Origin of the sequence: Halobacillus litoralis (genome assembly GCF_009856445.1) — a bacterium.
GTDB classification, from domain to species: domain Bacteria; phylum Bacillota; class Bacilli; order Bacillales; family Halobacillaceae; genus Halobacillus; species Halobacillus litoralis.
This window is the reverse complement of record NZ_WMFA01000023.1, coordinates 1-5788: the sequence shown is the minus strand read 5'-3', so window position 1 is coordinate 5788 and position 5788 is coordinate 1. Positions and strand designations below refer to the sequence as shown.

Genomic DNA, 5788 nt, shown 5'->3' with positions numbered 1-5788 from the left:
AAGGGGCGGAGGGAAACGGTGAGACTCCTATGGGACGTGTGGGACAGGTGAGACCCCGGAAGGCGTAGCCTGAGGAGGCTCACCGCCCGCCCCATGGAAAGCGAACCTTTTCCCGGAGCCCCTAGAACCTTACAATCATCTCGAAACTGAGTCTTCCACAAACGGGAGCTATTATGGAAGAGTGGGGGAATGGGCAAAAAAAATAGCAGCCTTTGACAGCTGCTCCAAATCTTATGTTCTTTGTTATGTTTTTTGTGGAATACTAGACTTAGCGGGCCGGGTGGTCACATTCGTCGCAAATGTTGCCGTAGCAGTCAGCTTTTTCCTGGATCACATTCCCACAGTTGGAGCAGTGCTTTTTCGGAAGGTTACGGAAGAACTCAAGAACACTCATCATCTGTAAATCGCCTCCAATTAATTTTTAATGTAAAACCATTGTATTATAACAATATTCAGAAATCAACAATCTGTTATAAAACAATGTACAATTAGGCCAAAAGTTTTAGGAGTGATAATAATGAAAGTGACAATTATCGGTTATTGGGGAGCTTATCCTGCAGCAGGTAGTGCTACTTCTGGGTATTTATTTGAAAAAGATGGTTTTTCGATGCTTGTCGATTGTGGAAGTGGAGTGTTGTCACGCCTCCAACAGTTTAAGAAGGTAGAGGATTTGGATGCGGTCGTTCTTTCTCACTATCATCATGATCACATCGCAGATATCGGTCCTCTTCAATATGCTTTTCTTGTTCAGAATACCCTTGCCGGAACAAAGGAAACGCTTCCTATCTATGGACATAAAGAGGAGAAAGGGAAGTTTGAAACCTTAACCCATCAATATACGAAAGGAATGGCCTATAATCCTGACCAAACGTTGGAAGTAGGGCCTTTCTCCATACAATTCCAAAAAACGAATCATCCGGTCCCTTGTTATGGTATGCGGATTTCTGATGGGGAGGACACGGCGGTTTACACAGCCGATACAAGTTATTTTAGAGAGTGGGCAAAATTTGCCAAGAATGCGGATCTTCTTATTACAGATACAAACTTTTATAAAGATATGGACGGCAGGAAAGCAGGGCACATGACGAGTGCTGAAGCCGCTACTATAGCTGCAGAGGCTAATGTGAAAAACTTATGGCTCAGTCATTTGCCCCACTTTGGACAGTTGACGAAATTGCGTCAGGAGGCAGAAGATATCTATAGTGGAACCATTCAACTCGCGGACGAAGGGCTGACATGGAGTAAATGAATTGTCTCCAAGCCTCTAAACGATTACAATGGTACATGGACAATACGGACTGAAAGGATGAAACACATGCTTTTTATTGACCATGAGGGGATAAATGATCCTCGTATTAACTTGGCCATTGAAGAATACGCATTAAAGAATCTTGATATCAACGACACTTACTTACTGTTCTATATCAACGAACCTTCCATCATCATCGGTAAAAATCAAAATACGGTGGAGGAAATCAATACAAGCTATGTAGAAGAGAACGGAATTCATGTCGTTCGCCGTCTTTCTGGCGGAGGTGCGGTATATCATGATCTCGGAAACTTGAATTTCAGTTTCATTACAAAGGACGATGGGGACAGTTTTCATGATTTCGCTAAGTTCACAAAACCGGTAACTGAAGCATTGAAAATGTTAGGTGTAAACGCAGAATTGTCCGGGCGTAATGATATTGTGGCAGAAGATGGTAGGAAGATTTCAGGCAACGCTCAATTCTCTACTCGGGGCCGCATGTTCAGCCACGGCACATTAATGTTAGATTCAGAAATCGAGAACGTTGTTTCTGCTTTGAATGTGAAAACGGAGAAGATCAAGTCGAAAGGAATTAAATCGATTCGTAGTCGAGTGGCAAACATTTCTGAGTTTCTTGATGAAAAAATTTCTATGGAAGAGTTCAAGAACTTGATCCTCCGCTATATTTTTGATGTCGAAGATGTGAAGGACGTACCTCAATATAAATTAACGAAGGCAGATTGGGACAATATTTATAAGCTGGCTGAAGAACGCTACAAAAATTGGGACTGGAATTACGGCAAGTCACCGAAGTTCAACATCCAGCATACGAAGCGAATTGAGGGTGCCGGAAGCTATGACATTCGTCTTGATGTAACCAAAGGACATATTCAGAACGCGAAGATTTTTGGTGATTTCTTTGGGGTTGGAGACATTAATGACATTGAAGAAATTTTAATTGGCACAAAGTATGAACGCCAGGCGATATCTGAAGCTCTAGGTAATGTGGATGTTTCTCACTACCTGGGTAAAATCAGCAAAGAAGACTTTCTTGATATGGTTTATTAATAAAAAAGGGACGGTCCTCATTTAAGGATCGTTCTTTTTTATATGGTCCAATTCAGGTGACTTAGGACGACAAATGTTGCTAAAAAGTTTTCAGTATTTTATAATTATATTGAAAATTACTAAAATGAATGACTATTCATTCATAATTTCAAGGGGGAACATACATGAATCTAAGCGAACAACTGTCGCTCACGGCTCAGCGTTATCCTGCAAAAGATGCCTACATATTTCAAGGGCAGCGGGTAAGTTATCAAGAGTTTGATGCAACAGTCACTAAATTCGCTTCTAAGTTGTCTGAACTGGGCTATGAAAAAGGGGATCATTTGGCGCTTGTGAGCGGAAACAGTCCCTTGTTCATGATTGGACTTTACGGAGCACTCCGGGCAGGAGCAACCGTCATACCGATTAATCCTACGTACACAGTAGATGAAATGAGCTACATTTTGAAAAATGGAGACGTTAAGGCTGTCATCACGATGGATGTATTGATCGAGAAGTTTGAAGTTATGGACCATGATCTTGATGTCGGCCACTATTTTGTAGCAGACACCGGGACAGGGGTGGATTTGCAGACATCTTCCTTGAACGAAAAAATGAAATCGTTTACAAACGTTGTTGCTGAGGGTCGTTTAGATTATGAGACCCCTTCTCTCGATGATCAGGATGTAGGAGTTGTTCTATACACTTCTGGAACGACAGGGAAACCAAAAGGCGCGATGCTCACACACCAGAACTTATACTCGAATGCGACGGATGTAGCGGATTACCTGGAATTCACCTCGGAGGATCGTGTGATTGCTACGTTACCGATGTTTCATGTTTTCTGTTTGACGGTTTGTTTAAACGCTCCCGTCATGAATGGCGGAACCGTCCTAATTGTACCTAAATTCTCTCCTCAAGAAGTGTTTGCAATAGCAGAAGAAAACAAAGCAACGGTGTTCGCCGGTGTACCAACCATGTATAATTATTTGTTACAAACAGGAAAAGAACAGGCACCAACTTTCCGCCACATGCGTCTTTGCATTTCTGGAGGTTCTTCCTTACCGGTTGCTTTATTGGAATCCTTCGAAGAACAGTTCAACGTACGTGTTTCAGAAGGCTATGGACTATCCGAAGCCTCACCAGTTACAGCTTTTAATCCCCTGGACCGCCCAAGAAAAGCAGGGTCCATCGGCCAAAACATTAAAAATGTCGAAAATAAAGTGGTGGACGAACTTGGTGAAGAGCTCCCGACCGGTGAAGTGGGCGAATTGATTGTCCGGGGGCCGAACGTCATGAAGGGATACTATAAACTTCCTGAAGAAACTTCTGTCACCATTAGGGATGGTTGGTTATACACAGGGGATATGGCTCGACAGGATGATGACGGATATTTTTACATTGTCGATCGTAAAAAAGATATGATCCTTGTCGGAGGCTACAACGTTTATCCAAGAGAAGTAGAAGAAGTATTGTACCAACACGAAGATGTCACAGAAGTTGCGGTAGTAGGAGCACCAGATCCGGAGCTTGGGGAGACGGTTATAAGCTTCGTCGTCTCTAAAAACCCAACGTTGACAGAAACACAACTAAATGAATATTGCCGTGAGCATTTAGCGAAGTATAAGGTCCCTTCACGTATCGAATTTATGTCTGAGCTTCCTAAAAACACAACAGGGAAAATTCTTCGCAAAAATTTACGTGAACAACTTACGAACTCAAAATAAGTTCTTCCATTAAAGCTCAAAGTCTCCTGGACTTTGAGCTTTTTGATTGAAAACATTTTTTAATTAAGGCCAACTCTAGTTGAATTTGCAACTTTTTCTTATTTGAGACGTAAGAAATAAAAAGAAGGGGATGAATAATGAAAGAATTGTATGAATCACTAATGACAGCAAGAAAAAGATGTCTTGAAAAAGAACGTTTACATAGAGAAAGGGAGCAATTAAAAAAAGATCATAAGGAACTACGTGCTAAAGAACAGCACTACTTAGAAAAGCTCAATGAAGAGCAAGAAGATGTGGAAAAGCTGGAAAGCATGAGTCTTACAAATTTATTCGTTACGATTACAGGTAAGAAGCTCGAAAAAATGGAAAAAGAAAAGCGGGAGGCAGTGGAGGCACGGTTGAAGTGGAGAGAAGCTCATCATTCTGCTCTTGAGGTGGAGAAAGAAGTAGAAACCCTCTCTGAAATAATCGCTGCTTATGGAAACCCAAAAGTCGAGTATGACCGGCTGTATCAAAGAAGAAAGGAAATCCTTATTACTAAAGGTGAAAAGAAAGGAGGGCGTTTGGTTGAACTTAGTGAACAGCGATCGATGCTACAGGCGGAGTTGGTTGAAATCAATGAGGCAATCGATGCAGGGCGATCTGCCATGCGTGCATTGGAAGAAGCAACGGTTTCGTTGACATCTGCTGAAAACTGGGGAGCGTTGGATATGCTTGGTGGTGGCTTGCTGACTACAGCAGTCAAACATTCGAGAGTGGATGATGCGGATACCGCCATCCATACCGCACAAAGATATTTGCGGAAGTTCGCAAATGAAATGGAGGACCTCGGCACATATTATGATATTCGTATTCAAATGTCTGGCGGTTTGACGATTGTCGACTATTTCTTTGATGGCTTACTTGTGGATTGGTTTGTTCAAAATAAAATTCAATCTTCTCATAAAGAAGTGAGGGAAATTAGAAAAAAGACCCATGCAGCGCTACTTGATCTTGAGACACTACAGCGTCAACTTGAAAAAGAAGAAGGGGGATTTGCAGATGAGATGGATTGGATGATCCGTTCTATCTAACTAGAATTTCGAGTTGTCCTATGTCATTTACTAGAAAATTCGCACCAGTTTGCGGACCTCCGCAACTTTTTTTCGGTGAAGGTTGTCCTAGGATATATTACAATAGAAACAGATAAGCGGTGATGCTTATTTATCTCATAACTATTTATGATTTGGTTGTCATAAATAGGTCAGTAACGTTGTTTACTGATGAGTGTCACGGAAAAGTCTTTCCTCTCAAAAGCACTTTTCCAACAATTTATTCCCTCACTCAAAAGTTAACCAGTCGTCTCTTTTGGCCCATGCTCACGTGAGCATGGGCACTTTTTTTATGCCTGGCCTTTTAAGTATAAGCTCCCGTTTGTGGAAGACTCAGTTTCGAGACTTTTGTTGGGTGGATGGGGGCTGCGGAGAATAGCTCGCTTTCCGCGGGAGCGCGGTGAGCCTCCTCGGACTGTGTACTGACCCCATAAAATTGGACACTATGTAGTTAAGCTGTTGCTTGATATTTATCGCGGAACTGAACCGGGCTCATCCTTAATTTAGATTTAATTCTTCTATTGTTGTATTTTTCCATAAAAGCTGAGAGCTCCTGCTTGAAGTGCTCTATACTTTCAAAATCTTTATGATAAAGGAACTCTGATTTCATTAACCCAAAGAAGTTTTCTATTACCGCATTATCGTGACAGTTGCCCTTGCGGGACATACTTTGT

6 protein-coding genes are annotated in these 5788 nt (G+C 41.8%); 4 read left to right on the top strand and 2 right to left on the bottom strand.

What is annotated here, in order from left to right:
• Positions 1-268 precede the first annotated feature (268 nt).
• Positions 269-397 (bottom strand): protein YhfH, encoded by a 129-nt coding sequence (yhfH, locus tag GLW00_RS20160; protein WP_074735206.1) that lies wholly within the window; start codon positions 395-397, stop codon positions 269-271.
• Positions 398-517: 120 nt separating this feature from the next.
• Between yhfH and GLW00_RS20155 the strand changes: the two genes are divergently transcribed.
• From GLW00_RS20155 to GLW00_RS20140, 4 genes are all read left to right on the top strand, one after another.
• A complete protein-coding gene (locus GLW00_RS20155) occupies positions 518-1249 on the top strand; it encodes an MBL fold metallo-hydrolase (protein ID WP_160917058.1) in 732 nt (243 codons plus the stop codon).
• Positions 1250-1315: 66 nt separating this feature from the next.
• Positions 1316-2317 (top strand): lipoate--protein ligase, encoded by a 1002-nt coding sequence (lplA, locus tag GLW00_RS20150; protein WP_160917056.1) that lies wholly within the window; start codon positions 1316-1318, stop codon positions 2315-2317.
• A gap of 164 nt (positions 2318-2481) precedes the next feature.
• Positions 2482-4023: a fatty acid--CoA ligase family protein gene (locus tag GLW00_RS20145; RefSeq protein WP_160917055.1), complete on the top strand. Its 1542-nt coding sequence runs from the start codon at positions 2482-2484 to the stop codon at positions 4021-4023.
• A 137-nt stretch (positions 4024-4160) separates the two neighbouring features.
• Positions 4161-5096, top strand: coding sequence for a hypothetical protein (locus tag GLW00_RS20140; protein WP_160917053.1), 936 nt, complete (start codon positions 4161-4163; stop codon positions 5094-5096).
• Positions 5097-5565: 469 nt separating this feature from the next.
• Here the strand turns inward: GLW00_RS20140 and GLW00_RS20135 are convergent.
• Positions 5566-5788, bottom strand: a 223-nt coding sequence (locus tag GLW00_RS20135) for an IS3 family transposase (protein ID WP_160915196.1), incomplete at its 5' end; no start/stop codon positions are given.